The sequence below is a fragment of the Streptococcus sp. FSL R7-0248 genome (genome assembly GCF_037967965.1).
GTDB lineage: Bacteria > Bacillota > Bacilli > Lactobacillales > Streptococcaceae > Streptococcus.
On record NZ_CP150201.1, the window covers coordinates 1,419,656 to 1,444,786 of the forward strand.

Annotated in this window: 9 protein-coding genes; 5 read left to right on the top strand and 4 right to left on the bottom strand. The window is 40.0% G+C overall.

Annotated features, from left to right (window positions below):
* Window positions 1-411 precede the first annotated feature (411 nt).
* Both NYE32_RS06725 and NYE32_RS06730 read right to left on the bottom strand, forming a co-directional pair.
* Window positions 412-2,397, bottom strand: coding sequence for a KxYKxGKxW signal peptide domain-containing protein (locus NYE32_RS06725; RefSeq protein ID WP_183135773.1), 1,986 nt, complete (start codon window positions 2,395-2,397; stop codon window positions 412-414).
* Between the two features lie 480 nt (window positions 2,398-2,877).
* Window positions 2,878-7,560: a glycoside hydrolase family 70 protein gene (locus tag NYE32_RS06730; RefSeq protein WP_339156914.1), complete on the bottom strand. Its 4,683-nt coding sequence runs from the start codon at window positions 7,558-7,560 to the stop codon at window positions 2,878-2,880.
* Window positions 7,561-8,586: 1,026 nt separating this feature from the next.
* Between NYE32_RS06730 and NYE32_RS06735 the strand changes: the two genes are divergently transcribed.
* Window positions 8,587-11,115, top strand: a complete 2,529-nt coding sequence (locus tag NYE32_RS06735; protein ID WP_339156916.1) for a KxYKxGKxW signal peptide domain-containing protein — start codon at window positions 8,587-8,589, stop codon at window positions 11,113-11,115.
* Window positions 11,116-11,855: 740 nt separating this feature from the next.
* Window positions 11,856-14,273 (top strand): glucosyl transferase, encoded by a 2,418-nt coding sequence (locus tag NYE32_RS06740; protein ID WP_339156918.1) that lies wholly within the window; start codon window positions 11,856-11,858, stop codon window positions 14,271-14,273.
* A gap of 256 nt (window positions 14,274-14,529) precedes the next feature.
* Here NYE32_RS06740 and pdxT read toward each other — a convergent pair whose 3' ends face one another.
* Window positions 14,530-15,123 (bottom strand): pyridoxal 5'-phosphate synthase glutaminase subunit PdxT, encoded by a 594-nt coding sequence (pdxT, locus tag NYE32_RS06745; protein WP_156685316.1) that lies wholly within the window; start codon window positions 15,121-15,123, stop codon window positions 14,530-14,532.
* A complete protein-coding gene (gene pdxS, locus NYE32_RS06750; RefSeq protein WP_156685315.1) occupies window positions 15,124-15,996 on the bottom strand; it encodes a pyridoxal 5'-phosphate synthase lyase subunit PdxS in 873 nt (290 codons plus the stop codon).
* 329 nt (window positions 15,997-16,325) lie between these two features.
* Here pdxS and NYE32_RS06755 point away from each other — a divergent pair, with 329 nt between their 5' ends.
* The 3 genes from NYE32_RS06755 (at window position 16,326) to NYE32_RS06765 (ending at window position 24,882) form a co-directional block, all read left to right on the top strand.
* Window positions 16,326-19,115 (top strand): KxYKxGKxW signal peptide domain-containing protein, encoded by a 2,790-nt coding sequence (locus NYE32_RS06755; protein WP_339156919.1) that lies wholly within the window; start codon window positions 16,326-16,328, stop codon window positions 19,113-19,115.
* Between the two features lie 281 nt (window positions 19,116-19,396).
* Window positions 19,397-22,273, top strand: a complete 2,877-nt coding sequence (locus NYE32_RS06760) for a glucosyl transferase (RefSeq protein WP_156685313.1) — start codon at window positions 19,397-19,399, stop codon at window positions 22,271-22,273.
* Window positions 22,274-22,635: 362 nt separating this feature from the next.
* Window positions 22,636-24,882 (top strand): glucosyl transferase, encoded by a 2,247-nt coding sequence (locus NYE32_RS06765; RefSeq protein WP_156685312.1) that lies wholly within the window; start codon window positions 22,636-22,638, stop codon window positions 24,880-24,882.
* Window positions 24,883-25,131: the final 249 nt, after the last annotated feature.

The following is a 25,131-nucleotide window of genomic DNA, read 5'->3' on the forward strand; positions in this document are numbered from 1 at the left end:
GAAGTCTGTTTTATAAAAGTAATAATTCGAAATGAAGATAAATAATATGACAATGATACTCCAAGCCAAGATAACCATGATTTCTCTCCTTTAGAAGGTCAATTACACCTCGAGTTTAACGAAAATAGTTCCCCATAACTACCTCTAACTCTTTTTTCCTACATGCAAATATAATACCCATTATAACACGGCTATAGCTCCTCCTTGCGAATATGAGAGGGATAAAATTATTAGGATTTAAGCATAAAAAAAGCATCTGGGTGTACACTGACAGTTTCTCTAAAACAACTCAAAAAACCAGCTAATGCTGGCTTTTTCGTCTATTTAATCATCTAGAGTTATGATAGGAAAATAATAATAATTTAGATAGGAAAAGGAAAAATTCGCTCTAGATTTTAAAGTACATATTAATTAACGACGCTGTCTCAATTCACCAGTTTTGGCATCGCAGAAGAGGCGTTTACCACCAACATAAACATAACGTCCTTTAACTTGACGACCTGAACCGTCAAAGTAAAGCTGTTTGCCATTGATAACCTGTTTTCCAGTCACTGCTTGACCTGCTGCGTTGAAGTAATACCAGCAACCACGTCCAGCTTCGACAAAGCGGTTTACCACTTGCTCACCATTGTGGGCATCAAAGTAACATTTCTTACCTTGGACAGTGAGCAATTTACCTTTGACTTGAGCACCATTGCTACCAAAGTAGTAAACTTTATTGTTAATATTTTGAAGACCTGTCACTTTGTGACCATCTTGGTTAAGGTACGCCCATTGGTTAGCCGCAATTTGAATGAATTGGTTGATGACTGCTTGACCAGTGACGGCATCATAGTAACGTCCTTCAGCCCAGCCACCTTTTAGCTGGCTATGGTCTTTGTTGAAGTAATAGAGTTTACCATCAATCACTTTGGCACCTTGAACGAGGCAACCAAAAGCATCCGCATAATACCAGTTGTTGTTTTCAAAGATAAAGCGTGACACAGCCATTTCACCTGTTTGGGCAGAAATGTAGTATTGCTTGTTGCCTTGTTGCATCATCTGACCTTTGATTTGACGGCCTTCTGAGTCAAAACAGTATTCTTTACCATTGATGATACGTTTTCCTGTCACAGCGTAACCATGTTCATCAAGGTAGTACCAAGCTTGGTTTTCTTTATTTTGAACAAAGGTATTTACAGCCATATTACCAGTATCAGGGATAAAGTAACGGATACGGCCATCTGAGAAGCGAATAAATTTGTCTTTAGCTTGGATACCTGTTTGTGTATCAAAGTAGAAGGTTGTGCTACCCATTTCAAGGAGACCAGTAGCCATGTGACCATAACAATCGAAATAGCGTACATCCTTACGATAACCTGCAAAATCGTAGAAGCCGTTGATAGCTTTCACACCATTTTTATCATAGTAATAGGTGTAACCATCGCTACCTTTAACAAGTGAGTCACGAGCTTGAAGACCATTTTCAAGGAAGTAATAAGCCTTACCATCGATAACCTTCTCACCTTTGACCTTTTGACCATATTGATCGTAATAATACCATTGATTTTCACCTACACGGACAAATGAAGACTTGGCATTGTTTGAATCAACACTTGGTTTAGTCTCACCTGTGATGATTTGGTAACCTGAGTTATTTTGCTGGTTACCTTGTGAAATGATAGTGACATTAGCATTTGAACCATTCGAATGCCCTACTGATATGTTTGGAAACAGTTTATTAGAATTCGAAACGATAGTAACATTCGGCGTAGTTCCTGAGGCTGTGATGGTGATTGTCGTGTTTCGACCACCATTCCAATGAATGCCGTTTGAGTCAGACGAACTCGTCGTAATTGTCGCAAAACCGCTAGCTGACGATGATGATGACCATGATGATGACGACGAATAAGAATACCAAGCTGAGCTTGATGAGCTTGAAGAACTTGACGCACTAGCACTTACTGATGCCGAGCTGCTACTTGATTGGTAAGCAGAACCCGTTTGTGATGAATTAGAGTTTTGTGTTCCTACGACTTGAGAAGATTGTGACGAACTCACTTGACCAGATCCACCACCTACCACAGTCTGTGATGAGCCTCCTGTTGAGGCAGATGATGAAGACTCGTAGCCTGAGCTTGTTTGACTTCCATAGTTAGATGACACCGCTGACAAACGGCCAGCATCTTCTGTCAAGGTTGGTGAATAGCTTTCATTAATCAATGATGCACTTGATTCAATGCCTGAATCTGTTTGTTCAAAACCATCACCATTAGGAAGTGACACTTCATCTGCTTGTGCCGATTGGTCTGCCAAAAGGGCTCCACCCGCAAGTGCAACCATCGACAGCGTACTAACTCCAATAGTCACCCAGTTTTTCTTGACCTTGTGCAACTTAAATCCAACTTTCTTTTCCATAACATACACCTTTCAATATAACTTTATTTCTCTATTCTATGTTAAGGGATTTTGGAAACGAATACAATTACAGATGCATAACTCTAGTCTCATAAGACTAACCTTCTACCCATAATCCATTTGAAAAAACAAGCCTAAGATATATAGCTATAGCTTTTATATGTTAGAAACCGTTTCCAAAAAACGTTCAGATTTTCTTAAATTCACACAGAAACTCCGATGTTTAGCCGTTTTAGCTCTTCCTTCATTAAAGGACTAAGCATAATTTAAAGCTAAAGTAAGCAGTTTATTGAGGAATCTATTAATCAAACTCATTGTTTGCTTACAATCTACTTGGCATATCAAGAGATAGTAATAAAAGAAAAGCACTTGAAACAAAATGTTTCAAGTGCTTAAAAGTGGTGAGACTGGGAAGGTACCTACTGAATTTTAATCCAAAAGCATCTAGGATAGTCCCAAAATCACATTTTCTTCTGCCCCTTATCGTTTTCTGACCCAAGCTCCAGTATTGGCGTCATAGTAACGACGTTGGCCTTTAACCCAAACGTAACGGCCTTTGACCTGACGGCCAGAAGCGTCAAAGTAGAGGTGTTGACCGTTGATGACTTGTTCTCCGGTTACAGCTTGGCCTGAGGCGTTAAAGCAATACCAAACACCGCGAGAAACTTGGATAAAGCGATTGGTTACGGCTTCACCACTATTGGCATCAAAGTAGTATTTCTTGCCTCTGTATGTCAGAAGTTTCCCTTTAGCTTGGACACCGTTACCTTCAAAGTAGTAAAGTTTACCATTAATATGTTGAAGACCAACTACCTTTTGACCATTTTGGTTGAGGTAAGCCCATTTGTTGGCACCAACTTGGACAAAGCGGTTGGTTACGGCCTGACCTGAGTCACCATCATAGTAACGGCCGTTGGCCCAGGCACCCTTGACTTGACTATAATCATTGTTGAAATAATAGTGATTACCGTTGATGACCTGAGCACCTTTAACCAGTTTACCATTGCCATCGACATAGTACCACTTGTTGTTTTCCGTCACAAAGCGTGAGCGAGCAATTTCACCGCTATCACCATCAAGGAAGTAACGTTGGTTATTGATTGTGACAAAGTGTCCCTTAACCTGACGGCCTTCATTGTCAAAGTAATACTGCTTACCGTTAATGGTTTGGAGTCCTGTCACGGCATAACCGTTGCTATCGAGGTAATACCAAGCCTTGTTCTCAGGATTTTGCGCAAATCGGTTGACCGCGAGATTTCCTGTATCTGGGATGAAGTAACGCGTGCGGCCGTCTGCAAAGCGGATGAACTTGTCTTTGGCTTGAATACCAGTCTTTTCATCAAAATAGAAGGTTGTGCCATACATGTCGTGGAGGCCACGATACATTTGACCGTTGCCATCGAAATAGCGAACATCTTGGCGAGGACCCGCAAAGTCATAGAATCCATTAAAGGCCTGAACCCCTTTAGGATCGTAGTAATAGACGTGACCATCACTGCCTTGGCGAAGGACATGACGTAGCTGGAGACCATTGTCTAGGAAGAAGTATTTCTTGCCATCAATGACCTGTTCACCTGTGACCATGTTGCCGTTCTTATCAAAGTAATACCACTGGTTAGCACCGACTTGAATGAAGGTGTTCTTGGCAAGGTAGCCACTCGTTGAGAAGTATTGGACCTTGTCTCCCACCCTACGGAAACCAGTTGCTGTGATTTCAGTCATTTGTTTAGGAAGGAAGGTTTGACCTGCTTTAAGGCTGAAGTATTGATTTGTAGCATTATCTTGCAAGACATAGCGAGCCCCAGTACCTTGGATATTGCTTCCATTGAAATACTTGGCTGACCATTGCGTGATTTTCTCATTGGTTGTCAATTTACGGCCGTTTGAAATCTGCACGCGCTCAAAGATTGCAGGGTATTTAGCTTTCAACTCATCAAGGAAGGCACCACCATACTTGCCTTGGAAGTCATTTCCAAAGGTACGTGTTTTAGCTGCGTAGAGACTATTGTAGATTTCAGCATTTGGACGTGGTGTCCCGTAGCTGTTGGTACGTGAGGCTGTTACCACTTCTTTTCCAGGAAGGTTGTAAATTTGGTCTGGAACCCAGTCAGCAATGGCTGAGATACCTTCAGCGTGAAGGGCACGAAGGGCATCCATGAGGTCTTTGAGCGAACCGTATTTGTTGTTCTTGCTCATGGCAATATCGTAACGGTCTTCGAAGGCATAGCCATTTTCAATGATAGAATCTAAGAAAGTGCCGTCTTGGCTAGACACGTATTGTGGCGCAAATTCAAAGGAAGTAATTCCCCACTCTTTGAAGAGTTTGGCGTTTTGTGCAATGACATGGTTGGTATACTGACTTGGGGTCTTAACGAAGTCTTGGAAGTTTGAGAAGCCTTCATAGATGACCTGTGAGTCGAGAGCTGCTGAGGATTCAAAGACCTGCTCACCCTTCTTAGTCGTCGAAGCCTTGGTGCGGGCATCTTGGTTTTCTGAAGCACCTACTGGCACCCAAACCGCTAAATAGCCTGAAACTTCAACAGTTGAATGACCAGTAATATCGTCTGCCGTGAAGGTCAAGTTCCCTTGATTGTCCGTATAGCGAACCAATCCAGCTGGGACATCAGAATCCTTGAAGTAGGTCGCAAGCCCTGTCGATTTGCTGAGAAGTAATGGACGATAGGCTTGATTTTTGTGGGCAGATCCCATATTAACCACCAGACGGTCATTTGCTCCCAATTTCATATCTGGACGATTGGCTGTGAGGACCAGCATTCCTTGGTTACGTGTTTCAGCAGTACCAAGCTGATTAACTTCTTCTGCACCCTTACCATAACGCACATATGACATGATTTCATAGCCGTTATGCTTAGTAACCTTCATGTCTTGGCCACCTGCTACATATTTGATGCGAGCACGGAGCAGAGCATCAATGGCATTATAGTATGGTGATTTTTGAGCCATGTATTGGCCATCGTCGGTAAAGAGATCACCGTAGTAAACACGAGTGATACTGTCTTTATTGGTCAACATTGTGGCATAGGCAGCTGGGATATTGTACTGAGTGTACTGTTTATCAGCCTTGCGCATGTCCGCATTGTAGATTTCGAAGGCCTGTTTGAGCTCGTCCATGGTGAAGGTGAAACCATCTGTTTTTGGATTAATCTGCTTACTGATGATATTAGCCAAAACAGCTTGCACTTCACTATCATGAGCACGCACGAAAATGTAGTTGGCATCACGAGGCGTGTGTTTCTGCTCACTTGAACGGTTGTTAAGAGAGTTAGTAATGACACGTTCCAAGCTGCCCCGGTAATTGCTCTTACGCAAGAAAGTCGTCAAAAGCGTTTCACGTAGCGGATTGTCAATGGACAACTGGGCACCCTTGGTATCCTTGTTGTATTGGTGGTCGTTGTATGACCAAGCTTCAAGGATAGACAAGTGGGCAATGGCATTAGCTTCATTATCAGCCACACGGTATTTTTCCTTGAAGTAATCAGAAGCAATCTGCAAGAGGTCCGCATCCACATTGTCCACCGCATCGATACGGACACCATCAAAGTTGGCGCTTGAATCATTGCCAAGGATAGAACCAATATTCATGATGTAGTGGAGCCAGTTTAGTTGCTCGGCCTGAACAACTGGGTTAGAGTTGTCGATATCGTTAGCCAAGAGCAACTCGTAACCACCATTTGAACGGTCGATATGGTATTTGCGTGTTCCTGTTTGGTTAGTCGGTGTGCGGTTCATGAGCCGGAAATCTGAATTGGTATGACTTGTCGTACTATTATTGAGGAAGGTCAGAGCGCCTCCTTGCAAGTGGTCCTTACCAACTAAAAGATTGTCCTCACTCTCAGAGTTCCAGCCAGGCTGTGTTTTGATGAAATCTGACATCAACTGGCGAAGCCAAGTGGTATTGCCCTCGCGACCAATACGTTCCTCAATTCCTCGTTGCACCGTTTCGGCAGCAGCTGCCAAGTCATAGCTCATCATGTCAGTCGTATAGGCCTTATCACTAAAGCCTTGTTGACTCATATAGTTGAGGTAGTTGACTTGTGTCACCTTGTCTGGCCACCAAGTCATCAAAAGGGGACGATAATCTTTCTCAGTTGAAGCTGTCCAATTCTTCCCATCCTTCAAAATCTGTTTTGGACGGTACCAGCTATCAGCCGTCAAGAAATTATCCAAGTGTTCAAAACTCTTGCTTGACGTGTCGTAGGCCTGGTTATAAACCGCATAGATAGAGTTATTTGGAATGGCATCGGCACGATACAAAGGTTTACTTTGATCCACCATAGCCCCAGTCTCACCGAAATAATAAAGACGACCATCAAGTTCAATCGCTGTGTTCTTTTTCACAACGCCATTTTCAACATAATACTGCTTGCCATCAATAGTCTTCAAGTTGGAAGCTACTGGTTTATAGTCAAGACTTGGCTGACTTGGTTGGACTGGCTTATTAGGTTCGGACGGTTGATTTGGCTGCGTTACAATGGTCACATTTGGTCTTGTGCCATTTGGACTTGTCACCGTCACGTTTGGCTTAGGAGTGTTTGGCCCTGTGATAATGGTTACATTTGGTGTCGTACCGCTGGCCGTAATCGTGATGTTAGTGTTGCGGTTAGCATTGATACGAATAGTGCTGTCAGCAGCGCGTGTGGCGATTGCTGGTGCTGCATTGGTCAAGACTCTAGGAGTGGACTGAGTACTTGTTTGCCCAGCTACCTGAGTCGATGTCTGACCTTGTGAAGCCTGTTCAGTAGTCTGTGTTTCTTGGGCATTAGCTTGAGTTTGTGAAGAAACTGCCACCCCCTGACTGGCAACTTGACTAGTTTGTGCTTGAGCAGTTGTCTCTTGGCTAACCACACTTGCTACCACCTGAGAGCTTGTTTCGTGACTTACGCTGGCTGTTGCTACTGCTGACACACTTGCTTGCGCACTAGCTTGCTCAGTAACACTTGTGGTCGTCACTAGACTGGCAGTGCCATCCTCACTTAGTTGCTGTAAGCCATCTCCATTTGGCGTGCTTGTCTCATCAGCCTCTACTTTTCCTTGAGCTAGGAGACTTCCACCTGCCAAGGCAACCATTGAGAGGGTCGTCACCCCGATAGTTACCCAGTTTTTCTTAACCTTGTGTAGTTTAAAACGTACCTTATTTTCCATCTATATCAATCATCCTTTTTCTGTTGTTGTCTCTACTCTATGATATATTCAGACAAATTACAAATAGGAAAAAATCATCTTTTCTTCATAAATCTCTGCCACGCGCTCAGTTTTATTAACTTTGATCACTGAAAATGAGACCTTACACCGCATGTAAGGTCCTAAATAGAAAGTTTTCGATTTTCAAACACCTTCAAATGCTTATCCTTAAAGGCTTTTGAACATTAAAGTAAGCTTCAATTAACCTTAAGAGATAGCAAAACTATGAGAGAAGTAACCCTTAAAAAGATAATTCTGAAAAGAAATTTTTAGATAGAAAGACTACTTTTTTTCATCTGACTAAGACCATAGTCTGTCTATGAATAGCAAAAATTAAAAATATAAATGATTTACACAGGTGAATTCTTATTTGACTAACGAAACTAAATATAGAATCTTTTATGTCACTTCTTTAACATTTTTGATAATTCTATTAGTTTCTATTGTTTATTCTTAAAAAAGGATTATAATGAAACTAGGTGGACGTGTAAGCGTTTTAATTTTGCTTCAAAGGACACTTGGGGATTATCTAAAAGATTGGCATTAGTTGCCTAATGCCTAAATAAGAATCATAGTAGGATGACCATTCCTGAGTCACTTTTCCTGAGTCACTTTGAACCATCAAACTAGGGCTCATTTCTAAAAATACAGCATCATTTCAAACTAGAGCTCTAGAGGAGACACCTCATACTAGTAAGCTCTAGTTTTTTGTGTCTTAGAAACCCAAAATAAACGAGATTTTCCATGCTTAGAAAGGAGGAAAATTTCGAACGGCTCTCGTTTTTCTAGAATCATTTCATCAGGACTCATGTTTGCCTTGAACAGCCTCACAATACAAAAAATGAGGAGACTTGGAAAAATAAGGATTGTCATTAAAAAATTGCCCCACAACTTTAGGGACTCTACCCAATGCTCACTTTTCATAAACTCTTATGACAGCCCTTATTTTTTGATATGTAAAAAGTTTAAAATGAAAGGAGAATTATCATGGAAAAGAAAGTACATTTTAAACTTCACAAAGTTAAAAAACATTGGGTAACTATTGCAGTGACAGGACTCACTTTAGGATTGAGTTTTGCAGGCCTTAACTACGCTTCAGCTGAAGAACACCCTACCCCTGTTAATGAAGCGACTGTTGAAGCCATCATCAAAGAAGGCGCCATTGACGTCGAGGCTCCAGCAACTAATGAAGCCACAGCTAAACCTACAGAAAACACACCTGCTACCGCTTCAAACGAGGCTGCCACAGTATCAGAAGCACCAGTAGCTGCCTCAGAAGTTGCTTCAACAGAAACAGTCTCTGAAAAACTAAGCTCTGAAGTGACAAGCACAGCTAGTTCGGAAGCAGCTAGTTCTGAAACTGCACATTCCGAGGTAAGTACAACGACTAGTGAAAGTGTTACAGCTGAGAATGTGTCATCTGTTGGTGATATCCCAAACGAAAATACCACGAGAGGAACTGACCGTTCTGCCTTTACTGAAAAAAGAAATGGATTTGTCACCGAACAAGAAGAACGCATCGAAACAGTTAACTATGTAGGTAGTCTTATTACCTTAAGACATCCTTATTACGTTACTTATTACTACGATAATAACGGTAATAAGCTTATGGGATGGCAAGATATTAATGGAGAACGCTATTATTTCAAAAAAGAGCGAGAACATCCTGGTTTCGAAACCATTGATGGAAAACTCTATTACTTTACAGATAGTGCACGTATGCTCCATGATGAATTTGTTGAAGAAAATGGTCAAACTTACTATCTAGGTAGCGATGGGGTGCGAGTTTCTGGCTTACAAGATATCAAAGGACAAACCTATTACTTTAATCCTGATAGAAACGACCAACTTAGCTACGGATTGAACGTGGTTGGTGACAAACTCTATCTTTTTGGAGATGCTGGCAAAGAAAATCCTGGGCAATTAATTAAAGACACTCATCTCAAGAATGGTGACTTCCAACTAAATATTGATGCTAGTGGCGTCGTAACATTAGCTAATAACCATCCAGCTTTTCTACAAGATAATGCTGGGCATTGGTATTATATGAATACAGATGGAAAGCTAGTTACTGGACCACAAACTATTGACGGCTTAACCTATTACTTTGACTCAGATGGTAGACAGGTCAAGGGTGAACGCCGTAAGGTCAATGGTAAATCCTATTTTTACGACCCAGATAACGGCGCCCTTGTGACGAACCGCCTCGTCACCTTCAAAGCTGGACGATTTATTCCTGAGGAAAACTATGCTAAAGAAGTAAGATTTGACGAAGCTGTATATTCAAATTTTTTCAATAATGAACATCCTGAACTCGAACGGTATTATTTTGGTGCCGATGGCCTACCAGTCACAGGATGGCAAACCATCAATGGTAATAAGTACTATTTCCAAGATGATGGAAATATGGTCGTACACAGATTTTTCAACAACTATTACTTCTACAGTGATGGTACCATCGCTAGAAATATACGATTGAATATTCCAACTCACTATATTCTGAGAGAATTTCCAAATATCTATGAATTTGATAATGATGGGGTTGGTAAATTCATTTCTAGTGATTTTAAGGACCTTCGACCTAAGAGCGCTTATTTTGTCCAAGGTAAAGATGGGTACTGGCGTTACTATAATGAACATGGATTTCCTGTCGTTGGCTCTGCAACTATTGATAGCTATGAGATGTATTTCCATTTAGGAACTCATCGCCAAGCTAAGGGAGAGTTCGTTGATATCGAGGGCAAGGTTTACTACTTTGATAAAAATAACGGTCGAAAAGTCAAAGATACAACTTTTGATTTCGATGGTAAGACCTATGTGGCAGACCAATCTGGTGTCCTCAGCATTAAAAGTCAATCAACTGAACGAAACCGCTATATCAGTGATTCCGAAGGTAACTGGTACTATGTAAATGACAAGGGTGACCTCCTCCTTGGTGCTCATACCATTGATAACGTCAACGTTTATTTCGGCACCAATGGTGTTCAATATAAAGGCCATTTTGCTCCTGATAATCACTATTACGATAAAGATAACGGTGCTTTAGTAACAGATAGATTGGTTGAGGATGGGGGCAAAGAGTTTTATGTTGATAAAGAAGGAAATAAGTTTGACGGTGCTAAGTATTTGGACGGAATTCAGTACTACTTTAATTACGGTGAGAAAGTGAAAGGTGACTTCGGCTATTCAAACTACAATAGACACTACTATGACAAAGAGACTGGTGCACTTGTAACCGGAAAATACTTCGAATACAAAAATAACTGGTATTATGCAAATAGTAAGGGAAATATTCTGACTGGTAGAAGAGTTATCGATGGCAAGCATGTCTACTTCTACGATGATGATTACGGACAATATAAGGGCATACAAGCTAAAGATAAACTCATCATTTTAGGTGGTAAGACTTACTATTATCTTCCTGGCTCTGGTAATCGTGCTGATAATGTAACCTTGACAATCAATCACGTTACTTATTACTTCGATAATGACGGGGTTGGACATATCCTTCGATAGTCATTTACAAGTGACTATGGTCAATTACCCAACACAAAAGGAAGTCGACCAACTGTCAACTTCCTTTTTCATATCATCAATCACTGTCATACAAACAGAACCCAATTATGACATTTTTTAACATTTACGATTATCTTGTTAAAAAACTTGTTTGTCATAAAAAAAGTACTTTAATAAAGATAGGTGAGCATGTAAGCGTTTTACTAAAACGTTGAGAGTGTACTACAGAGGGATTAGGATTAGGAACTTGGCTTTAGAATTCTAACGTCAAAATAATTTTTTATGCATGAAAACTGGTCCTTAGGCACTTTGGCATGATAATCTAAGGCTCTTTTCATACACACATCTGTCTATAATACAAAACTAGAGCTTTAGAGAGAATGCTTCAAACTAAAAGCTCTAGTTTTTTGTATTTGAAGACAGATGCCATAGGCTGGATTCAAAAATAAAACGAAAGGAGAGAAATAAAAGTATTAGGATAAATAAAATCACTTGTTTCTAGATATAAACTATACAGCCTAAGCATATTCTCCTTGCCACACATTTGACGTGCTCGCCTATAAAATCTTCTTATGGCTTTAACATGGGAGATTTAGATATGGGGCTCAGTCGTTTTAACAGATTTTCTCACTTTTAACATTCTTCTGACGGCCTAGCTCCTTTATGTTACACACCTAAACATCGGTGTTCATTTTTGAAGGGAGTCTATTATGAATACTGAAATGAATTATCATTGGCAAATGTCAAAGAAACATCTTGTTGCTTTATCCTGCGCAACTGCTCTAGCTACTTTTACTTTAGTCGCACGCCCTACATTTGCGGATGAAGCAAAAATACCCGAAGCTACAGGTCAACCAACTGAGATTCTTGCACCTGCACAAGAGACTGTAGTAACTAATGTAGAGGTCAAAGTACCTACTACAAATCCTATCTCAACTAATGCTGAGCTACCTACTAGTACAAGTACGGTTCTAAGTGAAGCTCCTAGCAGTGAAGTCGCATCATCTGAATTAGCAAGCGAATCACCAGTAGAAATCACTTCTGAACAAGGAAATAGCAATCAAGATAATCAGGCAAATAAAACTATACCTATCAAAACGGCAACTTCAGAAGCCTCTACTACAAAAACTTCGGTAGAAAAAGTCAATGAACCTATTCCTGTCGAAGAAACAAAAACACCTACAAAAAACAGTGAACAACCTGCCCCAATCGATGAAAATGAAAAGCCAGTCACACCTTCTGTAACACTTGAAAATGCACCTCATATTTCTGGTGGACATTATTATAGTGATGATAATGGTAACTGGTATTACAAGGATGCAAATGGCAAAAATCTTGTCGGGCTGAACTATGTGGATAATGTTCCTGTTTACTTCAGCCAAGACGGTATTCAAGTTAAGGGGTATTTTGCAGAGGATGGCCGATATTATGACAAAGATTCTGGTGCTCTCGTAACCAAAGCCTTTAAAGAACTCTTAACTTATATTGGTCGTGATGATATCAACAATCAAAACATCTATACTACTGATTGGTACTACCTTGATGCCGATGGAAGACCACTTAAAGGTCCTCAAAATCTTGGTGGAACAAACATATACTTCTTCCCTAACGGAGCACAAGTTAAGGGACGTTTCGCACCTGACGGACATTACTATGATAAGGAATCTGGTGCGCTCGTAACTAATAGCTTTGTTCATGTCTACAACTGGAATTATCAAAATCAAGACGGAAAACGTGTGAATCACTTTGTCATCACTATTCCAAATAATTCAGTCGTTGGACCTAACGGTGAAAACCAATTTTTAGATATGAGTCATTACCCACTTTCTAGCAATGATTTGAATCGCGAAGATTTCTACTATTACGTAGATGACAAGGGGGATAAACTGACAGGACCTCAAACCCTAAACGGCATCCATGTCTACTTCGACCAAAATGGTAGACAACTTAGAGGTGAGTTTGAATTTGACGAAGATGGTACCGTTCATTATTACGATGCTAAAAACGGTGCACGCGCTGAAAATACCATTGTCAGAACCAACACTGGTGCCTTCAAATTCGATGCAAATGGTAATGGACGTTTGATGGGGCCTGGCGAAGAAATAGATACCCCTGTCACTCCTACACCTACTGTCTCCCTAGACAAGGCACCACGAGTTTTTGGTGGCCACTATTATAGTGATAACGAAGGCAACTGGTACTACAAGGGTGCAAACGGTAAAAACCTCATCGGTCTCAACTTCGTTGACAACATTCCAGTCTACTTTGATAAGGATGGCAAACAAGTCAAAGGACGTTTTGCAGAGGATGGTCGCTATTTCGATAAAGACTCTGGTGCACTTGTAACAAAACGCTATCTTGAAACTGAAGATGGCAACTGGGTTTACGTCAATGATAAAGGTGATAAACTCAAGGGAGAACAAACTATCGATAGTGTTAAAGTTTACTTTGATGATTTCACTGGTATACAAGTCAAGGGACATTTTGCACCAAATGGTAAATACTATGATAAAGATTCTGGCGCTCTCGTAACCAATGCTTTTAAGGAAATCTTAACTTATATTGGTCGTGATGACATCAACAATCAAAATATCTATACTACTGCCTGGTACTATCTCGATGCTGATGGTAAGCCATTAACAGGACCTCAAACCTTTGGAAATAGTCACTTTTACTTCCTTCCTAACGGAGCACAAGTCAAGGGACGCTTCGCCCCGGATGGACACTATTATGATAAAGACTCTGGCGCTCTCGTAACTAATAGCTTTGTTCATGTCTACAATTGGAATTACCGAAATCTCGATGGTGATCGTATCTTCCACTTTACTATCACCATTCCTGGAAATGATATCGTAGGTCAGGATGGACAATATCCAAGAGAAAGTAAAGATTTAGATCGTGAAGATTTCTACTACTATGTTGATGCTAAAGGGGATAAACTGACAGGACCTCAAACCTTAAATGGCATCCATGTTTACTTCGACCAAAACGGTAAACAACTTAGAGGTGAATTCAAATTTGACGATGACGGAACTGTCCACTATTACGATGCTAAGAATGGGGCACGCGCTGAAAATACCATTGTTAGAACAAACACTGGTGCCTTCAAATTCGATGCTGACGGTAATGGACATTTGATGGGACCTGATGAAGTATAAGAATATAATTCAAATAATAACTATTGATATCGCATAATTGCTCTCATTTTAGAAATCGCTAAAAAGGAAGTCGACCAACTGTCAACTTCCTTTTTCATAACACAAGTAAACTTTTTCTTCTACTTTAAGAAAACTTTAGGCTTTGCTTTATATACTATAACCATCCTAAAACTTTTCTTTTTCATAATCTCCTAAATCCAGGGCTCACGTCCTGGATTTTTTTGTGTGGAAGATTAATCATGTGAAGAGTCTAGCATTATAGTTTGTCTTGTTTGACCTGGGTTACCATCTCTAGAAAATAAGCATGAACCCTTTCGTCACCCGTTAACTCTGGATGAAATGAGGTAACAAGCATATTTTTTTCCTTGGCTGCCACGATGGCTTCCTTGACCTGAGATAAAACTTCAACTTCTGGTCCAACGGTTTCAATAATTGGTCCACGAATAAAGACCATGGGAATCTCACCAATTCCCTTAAAGTCAGCATTAGTGACAAAACTGCCCAGCTGACGACCATAGGCATTGCGTGCGACACTAATGTCCATACTTGCCAAATGTTTTGTTTGGTCGCCTACTATGGTTTTAGCCAACAAGATTAGGCCTGCACAAGTTCCAAATACAGGTAGTCCTTCATTAATTTTCGTCTTAATTGGCTCAAACAAGTCTAAATCATGCAAGAGTTTTCCCATGACGGTCGACTCTCCCCCTGGTAGAATGAGCCCATCTAAATCAACGTTGGCTTCCCAATCCTGTCGATTCCTGATTTGAACCGTTTCAACCCCAAGTGCTTTCAAGGCCTGCTCATGTTCTTCAAAAGCACCTTGCAAAGCCAGTATTCCGATTTTTGTCATCTACTTTCCTCGCTCTGCCATCAAAATTTCTATTTCATCCTTGTTAATACCAACCATGGCTTCACCCAAATCTTCTGACACTTGCGCCAAAATGTCCGGACGATTATAGTTAGTCACTGCCTTGACGATTGCCTCCGCACGTTTTTTGGGATCTCCTGACTTGAAAATCCCTGAACCAACAAAGACACCCTCAGCACCCAACTGCATCATAAGGGCAGCATCCGCTGGCGTCGCTACACCACCTGCCGCAAAATTGACAACCGGCAACTTGCCATGTTCGTGGACATAACGGACCAAATCAATTGGGACCTGCAAGTCTTTAGCAGTAATATAAAGTTCATCGTCTCTGAGATTTTGAATGCGGCGAATTTCTTGATTCATGAGTCGCAAGTGGTGAACAGCCTGAACAATATCACCAGTACCAGGTTCACCCTTGGTACGAATCATAGATGCCCCTTCTGAAATACGGCGAAGAGCCTCACCAAGGTCCTTAGCTCCACAGACGAAAGGCACATCAAATTTGGTTTTGTCCACATGAATAAGGTCATCGGCCGGTGTCAAAACCTCACTCTCGTCGATATAATCAATCTCAATCGCCTGCAAAATCTGTGCTTCAACGAAATGACCAATACGCACCTTAGCCATCACTGGAATACTAACAGCGTCCTGAATTTCCTTAATCATCTTAGGATCACTCATACGTGATACCCCACCCACCGCACGAATATCGGCCGGAATGCGTTCCAAGGCCATGACTGCAGCCGCTCCTGCCGCCTCAGCGATACGTGCTTGCTCAGGATTTTGAACGTCCATGATGACGCCCCCCTTAAGCATCTGTGCCAAATTTTTATTTAAGTCGTAACGATTTGTCATTGCAATCACCTCTCATGTTTTTATGCCCTCTATTTTACACAGGATGATTTTTGAATAAAAGAGTCTTTTTCTCAAACTGTATGGGGACAATTACCCTTTCAATGATATCTATAGACGAAAAAATAAATAAATTAGGAAAACTCTTTTATAGACTATAACTATCACAAATATAAGAATCTTTTTATAAAATCATGGCATTTATGTATCCGTTTTCTATTGAAGTTATTAGAAAATAGGATTAAAATATAATCGTAAATTAATTTTTGGTGTTTATATCGCTTGTCATTCAACAATATAGTATGCCAAGCAACCATAAAAGGGGGAAATTTATGGAAAATAAAGTTCGTTTCAAACTTCATAAAGTTAAGAAACATTGGATTACAATCGCTGCCTCAAGTTTGGCTATCGGGGCTTCACTGATTAGCCTTGGTCAAGTCGGAGCCGATGAGGTCAAACCTGAAACGACCGCTGTTAACAGTCCTGAAAATGTCGTCTCTGACAGCAATCTTGAGACAAGTGCTAGCCTTATAACAAGAACCGAAGTAGCTCCGGCGAGCACGGCTGTTGTAAATACTTCTAGTGACACAGTCTCAACTGACACTGCATCTACTAATGTCGCCAGTCAGCCTACAGAAGCAACTGCTACACAGCCTGCTAACGAGGCCGATAAAAAGGTTGAAACAGCTACTATAGATAAAAGTACTGAAACCTCTTCCGAAACAAGCGACAACGCAACTACTGCTCAGGAATTACCTTCCCAAGGTGGCAAGTTCACCTCAGATGATCAAGGTAACTGGTATTACCTAGACAGCGAGGGCCACAAACTAACGGGTCCACAAACCATCGACAGCTTCAGCCTCTACTTCCATGACAATGGTATCCAGGCAAAAGGTGAAAAGATTACCATTGATGGCAAGGATTACTACTACGATAAAGATAATGGACGCAAGGTAACTGATACAAGCATTGAAGTAGACGGTAAAACTTATCTAGCAGATGCCGATGGTATCCTAACCGAAAAAACGCAACTACCTACTCAGGTCGTGACAGGTGGCCATTTTCAATCTGACAACCAAAAAGATTGGTATTACTACACTGCCAACGGTGAAAAATTGACTGGTTGGCAAAATGTTGATGGTGTCATCCTTTACTTTGATAAAGATGGCAAACAAGTCAAAGGACAAAAACAAGAAATCGACGGCAAGCACTACTATTTTGCCTATCATAATGGTGCCTTAATGACTAATCAATGGTATGAACATATCATCTTTAATAGTTACAGAACCAACCCAATGTATACGCACCTCTTTGAATATCTAGGAGAGGACGGTGCTCCCGTTACAGGTTGGCATACAATCGATAACAAACGCTACTACTTCCAATCAGACGGCCTGAGAGCTCAAAATGATGTCGTAACCATTGATGGGAAGAAATATTTGTTTGATTATGACGGACAATTGGTTAAGAACACGTATGGCATCGTTGAGAGACCTTCTATGTTCTTCTCTAGTAAAACAACTTACCACACTGATGCTGACGGCGTCATCCAAACCGGTAGACAGATTATTGATGGTAAGGAATACATTTTTACTGAAAATGGAGTTGTCTTAAACGGAATTGTCACTTTTGAAAATAAAGATTATTTTGTTATTAATAGTGAAGTCCAAAAAAATAGCCTTAAAGCCTACTTTGCACCCGTTGTCTATCGAATCGAGGGCATCTTTAATGGAATCTATGGCACTGATGAAAACGGGATTGTCTTAAATGGATTCCAACGAGGTATTGATGGTCAACTCCACTACTTCCAACCAGCGGTTAAAAGTGTCACTAAGCCTTCATGGGAGGAAATCAATGGGCAACGTTACCGATTGACAGATGGAGATTACGTCGAACCTACTGCTGGTATGCGTCCTACAATTATTGTCTCTAATACAACTTTGAAAGTTGATGACAAAGTCTATTCCTTTGATGACATGGGAATCTCAACTGAAGTTACACCTAAAAATCAATTTATTCGCGACGATTTTTGGAACTGGTACTACTACGATGCTGATGGCAAGCTCCTAACTGGTCGTCAAACCATTGATGGTATTCAGCTCTACTTTGATAAAAATGGTAAGCAAGCCAAAGGAACTTTGGTTGACATCGATGGGGATACCTACTACTTCGATAAAGATAGCGGAGCTTTATGGACCAATCGTACCATTGAACTTGGTGGCGTAACCTATACTATTGATGAAGAAGGACATGTCACATCATCTCTACGCAACACCTTTGTTCAGGACAAGGATGGCGATTGGACTTATCTCAAAGATAAGGGACAATTAGCTACTGGATGGCAAACCATTAATGGTGTCCAACTCTACTTTGACGGCAGTGGTAAGCAAATAAAAGGTAAGCGTATCCTTATAGATGGGAAGTACTACTATTTCTCTGAAAACAATGGTGAACTCCTCCGTAATGCATTCTATCCGTACAATTACTATTCTAAGCTCTACTTTGGCAATGATGGAGCTCAAGTTTTTGGTTGGTACACACTAGATGGTCACCGTGTTTACTTTAAGGAAGATGGTCTTCAAGCTAAAGAAGAGTTACTTCTAATTGACGGAAATTATTATTACTTCAATCAAGATGGCCAACTTCTAGTTGATGGTCCAGCTAAATCATTTAGTATAATATATCTTGCAGATTCAGAAGGAAAACTATTAACCGGGTGGAGAGAAATTGACGGTAAGACCTATTACCTAGATCCAAGCAACCAATATCGCTATGTCAATACAACAAAAACCATAGATGGCAAGACCTATCTTTTCGGTTCTTATACGGAATTATTGCGTAATGACACTAATTACTCATACGCTTCGGATGAAAATGGAATCATTCGAACAGGATTCTACCGCACTGATGAAGGCTACCTCTGCTATCTTGAGCCTCAGGTAATCTCTTCCTACCAACCAACTTGGAAGGAAATTGACGGTAAGCTCTATCACTTCGAAAAATCAACTTCGTTAGGGAAACATCTTTACGGTTCTCCAATCACAACTAATGCAACTCTTGAAAAAGATGGCAAAACTTATGTCATTGATGAAAATGGTGTAGCAACTGAAAAAGTGAATTAAAATGGAAAACAAGATATTTCTTCTACTTTAAGAAAACTTTAGGCTTTGCTTTATATACTATAAGCATCCTAAAACTTTTCTTTTTCATAATCTCCTAAATCCAGGGCTCAGGTCCTGGATTTTTTGTTTTTTAAGTTACTAGGACTGCAAAAATTGTGACATTTACTTTATTAGTTACTTTTAAATGTAATCGTTTTCTTATTTTTGTCTAAATTTCTTATATTTTCTTGAAAGTCTCTAAAATAGCGCTATAATAGGACTTAGGAAATGGAGGAAAAATTATGAAAGTACATTCTAATTTTACCGGACAAAAGTCCACAAAACGTCTGATTGCATTCTCATGTGCAACTGCTCTTGCTAGCTTTGCTTTTATCGCAAGGCCTGCATTTGCGGAGGAAGCTAAAGCTGACAACTCATCAAACCTTGATGTGACTGCTGCTACCACTGCCAATGTGGAAACTACCGCAGACCTCGTCGAAACTAAGGTTGTTGAAGCACCTGCTACTACTGAAAATGTTGCTAGCACAGAAAACACCACAAATGTCTCAGAACAAGCCACAACTTCTACAGCAAGTTCTGAAACTGCCAGTGAAACAGCTTCAACAACTGCAAGCGAAAGTCAAGTACCTGCAGAATCAGCCTCAGGCCAAACACGCGAAACTGTAACTACAGACCGGGCTGCCAGTGAGACAGCAACAGCAACCGCAGATACCAATAGTGAAACCAATGTTACCGGTGGTCAATACTATAGTGATAAGTATGGCTACTGGCATTACAAAGATGCTAGTGGTAAAGACCTGACTGGACCACAAACTATTGATGGCGTTAAGGTCTACTTCAATCCAGGCGGTGTTCAGGTTAAAGGGGAATTTGCCTGGGACGGTCACTATTATGACAAAAATTCTGGTGCTCTTGTTACTAATAAATTCGTTGAGAGTTACGGTAGCACCTATTACCTAGATGAAAATGGCAATAAAGTAATCGGTCCCAAAGAAATTAATGGGGAATGGAATTATTTTGACGACTACGGTGAACAAGTTAGGAATAGATTTGCTTCTGATGGCCGTTATTACGACAAGGACGGAAAACAAGTTGATTTCGGGACAAACCGTTATTTTCAACTTGGTGATTATTGGTTTTACGCCGGTAAGGACGGTGCTATCTTAAAAGGTGAGCAAACTATTGATGGCGTTAAGGTTTACTTTTATCAAAGCGGCGTTCAAGTCAAAGGGTATTTTGTTAGAAATGATACTGACAATAAAGAACATTATTACGACAAAGATTCTGGTGCACTAGTCACTAACAACTACGTTATTGCCTACGATAACTATACCCACCAAAATGAACGCTACTATGTGGATGATCAGGGTGTTCGTGTAAAAGGTGCTAAAACTATAAATGGTAAACAGGTTTACTTTACATATGATGGAAGACAGGTCTTCGACAATTTTGGTGACGATGGCTACTTCTATGGGCAAGATGGTAACCGAGTCGACCTAGGCACAAACCATTATGTTCAAATCAAAGGCAACTGGTACTACATCGGTAACGATGGAAAAATCTTGACAGATGAACAAACTATTGATGGCGCTCATGTCTACTTTGGCTATAAAGGTATCCAAGTGAAAGGAGATTTTGACTACAACAAACAATTTCATGATAAAGACTCTGGAAATCTAGTTACTAATCGTTTCGTAACAGTTAAAGACAAAACCTACTTTATTGGAGCTGATAGTAAGGCTATCAAAGGAGCAACAGTCATCGACAACGTTGAATACTTCTTTGACAAAGAATCTGGTGCACAAGTTAAGGGAGATTTTGCTAGTAACGATAAATACTACGATGGGGTCACTGGTGCGCTCGTAACCAATAGCTATGTCCAAGTTGGTAAAAACTGGTACTATGTAGGAAATGACGGAAAACCACTTAAAGGCTCTCAAACCATTAACAATGTTCCTGTATACTTTGACCCTTATGGGGGTAGACAAGCCAAAGGTATCTTTGGTAACGATGGCTACTTCTACGACAAAGATTCTGGTGCTAAAGTAGATTTGGGAACAAATCGCTATGTCCAAGTTAATGATAATTGGTACTACGTCAATGCTGAAGGTAAGATTCTAAAAGGGGACCAAATCATTGATGGAGTTCAAGTCAATTTTAATCCATATAACGGTATTCAAACTAAGGGGGAATTAGTTGATTCTAATGGTCGAGTAATCAGTGAAGAGAACTACAATACTTATGAAGCACCTAGTAAGTTCTATGATAAAAATTCTGGAGCTCTTGTAAAAGGTCAATACTTCAGCCATGATGGTAAATGGTACTATGCAGATGCACAAGGTAATATCCTTAAAGGCTCACAAACCATTGATGGGGTGGACGTTTACTTTGATGATGATGGTGTTCAAGCTAAAGATGCTGTTCTTAATGGTTACTACTACGATAAAGATAGTGGTGCAGGGAAAGAACTCCCTCATGATCAGTTTATAAAGATTGGTAATGATTTATACTATCTTAGCAGTAATGGACGAACTGGGAATATAACTATTGATGGTAAGGATTACTATATTGAGCAAAACGGAAGGGTCCTTCGTGGTTCCTTTAACATATATCAAAATCCACCTTACTATGATGATGAAACTGGCGAAGCTGTAGAAAAAACTGGTTTTGTTAAATCTCGCGGTAGTTGGTTCTACCTAGAAAATGGTAAAAAAATCGCAGGTTTCAAAAAAATTGATGGGAAACTTTACTATTTCTCTGCCAATCCAATGAACAAATACGAAACAAACGAACAAGTTCGTGGAAAATTAGCTAGACCTAAGTTTTATATTTCTTTTCCTAGCAGGGCAGAAGACAACCCAACTTACTACTTCGACGCTGAAACAGGTGCTGCTGTAACCAACCAATTCGTCTATGCAGATGGACACTGGTACTACTTCGGTAAGGATGGTAAGGCCCTCCTCTTCGATCAAGTCATCAATGGTCAACACCTCTACTTCGATTATGAAGGTAAACAAGTGAAGGGTGATTTCGTTACAGACTACAAGGGAACTCGTTATTACGATGAAAACTCTGGTGAGCTCGTAACCAACGAAACACGTACCATCAATGGTGTGACTTACCACTTTGATGAAAATGGACGTGCAAAGCAATTGTAAGATAAGTCAGGAAATCGACTAAAATTATTCTTATAAGACATCTATACTAAGGAAGTTGATTAATTTCAACTTCCTTTTAAAAATCCAAGAAAATAATTTTTGTCTACTTTAAGAAAACTATAGGCTTTGCTTTATATACTATAACCATCCTAAAACTTTTCTTTTTCATAATCTCCTAAATCCAAGGCGCAGGTCCTGGATTTTTTGTGTTTTTAAACTCTTACGACTGATAAAATTTTGATATTTGATATTCACTCTCTTTTCTATGTAATCGTTTTCTTATCTTTGTCTAAATTTCTTATATTTTCTTGAAACTCTCTAAAATAGCGCTATAATAGAATTTAGGAAATGGAGGAAAAATTATGAAAGTACATTCTAATTTTACTGGACAAAAGTCCAAAAAACGTCTGATTGCATTCTCATGTGCAACTGCTCTTGCTAGCTTTGCTTTTATCGCAAGGCCTGCATTTGCGGAGGAAGCTAAAGTTGACAACTCATCAAACCTTAATACGACTGCTGCTACCACTGCCAATGTGGAAACCACAGCAGATCTTGTCGAAACTAAGGTTGTTGAAGCTCCTGCTACTACTGAAAATGTTGCTAGCACAGAAAACACCACAAATGTCTCAGAACAAGCCACAAATTCTACAGCAAGTTCTGAAACTGCCAGTGAAACAGCTTCAACAACTGCAAGCGAAAGTCAAGTACCTGCAGAATCAGCCTCAGGCCAAACACGCGAAGCTGTAACTACAGACCGAGCTACCAATGAGACTACTTCAACTAGAGAAGCTAATATCACTGGTGGTCAATATTATAGTGATAATCAGGGAAATTGGTACTACAAGGATACGAATGGGAAAAACCTCGTTGGCGAACAGACTATCGATGGTCAAAATGTCTATTTCCGCAGTAATGGGCAACAAGTTAAGGGGCCTTTAATCGGTTGGAAGAATAGACTATTTCGTTACTACGATGTTGATACTGGGCAACTATGGACTAATCGATACCTTGAATACCAAGGTAATTGGTACTATTTAGGTGAAAATGGCTATCCCCTCACTGGAGAACAAACTATCAATGGTCAAGAAGTCTACTTTGATTATAAAGGTGTTCAAATCAAAGGTGACTTTAGTGGAGAAACTTATAGTTATCCTCATATGACTTTCTATTACGATGCTGACTCTGGAGCTAGAGTAAGAAAAGAAGGGCTTGTCAATGATAAAGGAGGAAAAACTTACTACCTCAACAATGATGGCTCTAAGTTTACAGGAGTTCGTGAGATTGACGGAAACCTCTTTTATTTCAAAATATATGATGCTACTACCCCTGTTTATATTGGCTCTCTACAAAAAGGTATCAGTATCTCTCTTGAGGAGGGGAAAAATTCACCACGCGGTAATAGTTATGGTTATGGTAATCCTACTAAAATCACTCGTCGATACTATTTTGACCCAATTACTGGTCAAGCCGTTAAAAATCGCTATGTCCAAGAAAATGATGGCTGGTACTATTATGCTGAAGATGGAAATGCAATTCGTCCTCAAGATGGTGAAGTCAATATAGACGGTCAAATCGTTTACCTCTATGCCAATGGTCGTCAAGCTAAGGGAGAGCTTGTTCTCGACAATGGTGTTCTTCGCTACTATGATCCTAATTCTGGAGCACGCGTCTCTAACACCACTCTAACAGTTAATGGTATGACCTATCGATTTGATGAAAATGGCATCGGTACGGATGCTCCTAACCCAAATGGTTATTATAGCGATGATAACGGAAACTGGTATTATAAAAACGCGAATGGAGACAACCTCACTGGTGCTCAAATCATTAACGGTCAAAAAGTCTTCTTCCGTGAGAACGGCCAACAGGTTAAAGGGGCCTATACCAATGCCCGTAATAATCTTGTTCACTACTTCGATCCAGATTCTGGAGAACTCGCGACCAATCGTTATATCGAATACAACAAATCTTGGTACTACGTTGATAAAAATGGCAATACTTTAAAGGGTGCTCATACTATTGATGGTCATGAAGTCATCTTCAGTCGCTATGAAGGAACACAAGTCAAAGGGTGGTTTGCACACGATGGTGTATATATGCCTGAATACTTTTATGATAAAAATAATGGATATAAAGTAAACTATTCTGGTTTTGTAAAAAACTCATTTGGAGATACTTATTACCATGACGAAACTGGTAGACAAGTAATCGGCTTTAAAGAAATTGATGGCGAATTTTACTACTTCACCCCAGGTGGGGCAAGCAAATATATTCGAGTTGCTTCAATGGAAAAAAATAGCCTCCTCTATTATACAAAGGATAAAATTTACTATTTTGGTGAGTCTGGTAAAGCAGTTAAAAACCGCTTCGTCTTTACCAGTGGAAATTGGTATTATTTCAATGGAGATGCTACAGCAGCAATTGGTGTCTCTGAAATTAATGGTAAAAAGCTTTACTTTAATTCTAGAGGGGAACAAATTAAAGGTGCTTTTACACCAGATGGTCACTACTACGATGAAATCTCTGGTGAACTAGTCACCAACCAAACACGTACTATCAAAGGTGTAACTTATCATTTTGATGAAAATGGTAATGCGACCAAAGTTTAAGATATTCCTCACTTTAAGAAAACTTTAGGAATCGCTTTGTATACTACAACTATCCTAAAACTTTTCTTTTTCATAATCTCCTAAAATCCAGGGCATAGGTCCTGGATTTTTTTGTTTTTTAAGTTACAAGGACTGCAAAAATTGTGAATTTTACCTTGTTAGACACTTTTAAATGTAATCGTTTTCTTATTTTTGTCTAAATTTCTTATATTTTCTTGAAAGTCTCTAAAATAGCGCTATAATAGGACT